The sequence below is a fragment of the Morganella sp. BCCO 40_0007 genome (assembly GCF_032989665.1).
GTDB classification, from domain to species: Bacteria; Pseudomonadota; Gammaproteobacteria; order Enterobacterales; family Enterobacteriaceae; genus Morganella; species Morganella sibonii.
The window spans coordinates 1-1,936 of record NZ_JAVBIN010000026.1; the positions used below are offsets into that span (position 1 = coordinate 1).

4 protein-coding genes are annotated in these 1,936 nt (G+C 38.1%); all 4 read right to left on the reverse strand.

The genetic code is table 11. The features are described from left to right. Positions 1-227: 227 nt before the first annotated feature. A complete protein-coding gene (locus tag R5268_RS19305) occupies positions 228-527 on the reverse strand; it encodes a hypothetical protein (protein ID WP_218427909.1) in 300 nt (99 codons plus the stop codon). A gap of 19 nt (positions 528-546) precedes the next feature. After that, the gene (locus R5268_RS19310) at positions 547-885 is read right to left on the reverse strand and encodes a hypothetical protein (RefSeq protein WP_317420506.1); all 339 of its coding nucleotides are present in this window, start codon (positions 883-885) and stop codon (positions 547-549) included. A 104-nt stretch (positions 886-989) separates the two neighbouring features. Continuing rightward, the gene (locus R5268_RS19315; protein WP_317420507.1) at positions 990-1,367 is read right to left on the reverse strand and encodes a hypothetical protein; all 378 of its coding nucleotides are present in this window, start codon (positions 1,365-1,367) and stop codon (positions 990-992) included. Between the two features lie 2 nt (positions 1,368-1,369). Beyond that, positions 1,370-1,936: RHS repeat-associated core domain-containing protein (locus R5268_RS19320; RefSeq protein ID WP_317423125.1), on the reverse strand; the 567-nt coding region annotated here is incomplete at its 5' end.

Here is a 1,936-nt window from a genome sequence, read left to right on the forward strand (position 1 = left end):
TTGAGACCGGTTTCACATTTACCGTCAAGATTTTAAACGGCTGTTTGGTATTAATCCCGGACAGCGAAGATATCCGGACAATTAAGCAGCAAAATCAGCAGCAGCAAGCCCAGATCGCTGCGTTTAGACTTAAGGTTAAGGCGCTGATCGGGGAGTGATGTGGTGTGATTTACCTGCTTTGGTGTGAGGTTATGGCCAAAGCAGTCAACTATATAAATTAGATCACATTAATCGCGACACAAAAATACATTAGCTACTTTTTTGGGACCTTCATATATTTCAAACTGATCATTTTTTTCCATTCGATCTTTTGGTGCTGTTTCCATAAGAAAATTAACAGTACCAAAAGATACTATCCTGTCACCTTCTTTTTTCTGCTTTTCAAGATCGAAAACTACACTCCAAGCATTATTTTGCCATTTAATATCTTCAGAAAAGCGAGCCACAGAGTAATACTTACCTTCCGGAGGGATTGTTTTACGTCCTCCTTCATCAAAAGGAATCCATTTAATTTTCACAGGAAACATAGGATACTCCAATGCTAGTTTAACATCTTGGTTTAGTTGTAATTTCCTGGCTCCACGTCACTTTGGAATGGTTGTTCAAATCTACAACATCAGCGTATCTAGCTGGGCCTATTCCATCCAAATGAGAATCCATATGCATTTTATTCGCTATGTTATCTGGTATATTTATCTGTACTATTTTAAATGTATCGCCACCATGTCCCATTTTATTACCCCAAGTCACAGCGTCTTTATAAGATTCAGCAAACCATTTACCTTCCATAGTACCTTTCCCAGCTTTCCATCCTTCCTTTTCTAAACTTGCAAATTCATCAAGGCTCATGCCTCGATACAAAACCATCAACCCCCAAGGATCCACCCACACCACCGGATTCAGCGCATACTGATACAGATTCAGCCCGCCCAACAGTCCTATCGGGTGGTTTAGTTTCTATAAAGGGAAGTACTCTTAAATAATCTCACTTATTCAGTATAAAGAAAAATATTATCTTCCGAGATACTAATTACATAATTTGGTTTATCGTCAAATAGTGGTGATATTAATAATTCTCTCATATCACCAACTTCAGTGGATTTATATAAAAAAACAATTAAATCATCTTTTGATGTGAGTATGACTTTTCCTTTTAAAATCGCTTTCTTTCCTTTATAAGACACCAAATTATGAGCAACATAATACATATCTTCATTCAAGATATTTATCATACCAGAAATAGATGGAATTTGACACAGTCCTCCATTTTTAGATACCTCAAGCATTTTAAAAAAAATACCCTCATAGACTTCCTTTGACAAGAGTTTCTTATTTTCTAATAAATTGAAATTAAATTCATTTTTCATAATTAGTTTGGTACATCATAAAAAATATGACCATCAACCCCTTTGTCATACCATTTAATGTGTTGTGTGTCACCAAATCCACCTTCTGGCCCCATATGTTGTTCATATCCTTTAGGGTATTTAGCAACGCCATCTGCTCGAGCACTTTGAGTATGAGCTTTTCGCCTATTCATATTACCAAGAGACTCTTTCAAAAAAGCTTTTGCGTCTGTACTAGATTTTACTTTAACTTGAAATTTCTCACCGTTAGCTACCGCCTGTTGAAGATCCTTAATTGCTTGTTTCCATTGTCTAGAATCTCTTACTAATGGCTTCATCTCTGAAGACTTCATTGTAAGTTTTCCTTTATATGCACTGTTACCACAAGCCCAACCCCACGGATCAACCCAACCCACCGGATTCGGTGCATACTGATACAGATTCAGCCCGCCCAACAGTCCTATCGGGTCCTGCTGGGTAAATCGTCCCATGTCCGGGGCGTAGTACCGGAAGGTATTATAGTGCAGTCCGGTTTCTCTGTCGAAATATTGACCCTGAAAACGTAAATTCTGCTGACCCCGGAATCCCGG

Excerpts from the sequence above, each read along its gene's own strand:
- R5268_RS19305 (WP_218427909.1), bottom strand. The coding sequence starts at position 527 with ATGTTTCCTGTGAAAATTAAATGGATTCCTTTTGATGAAGGAGGACGT.
- R5268_RS19315 (WP_317420507.1), bottom strand. The coding sequence starts at position 1,367 with ATGAAAAATGAATTTAATTTCAATTTATTAGAAAATAAGAAACTCTTG.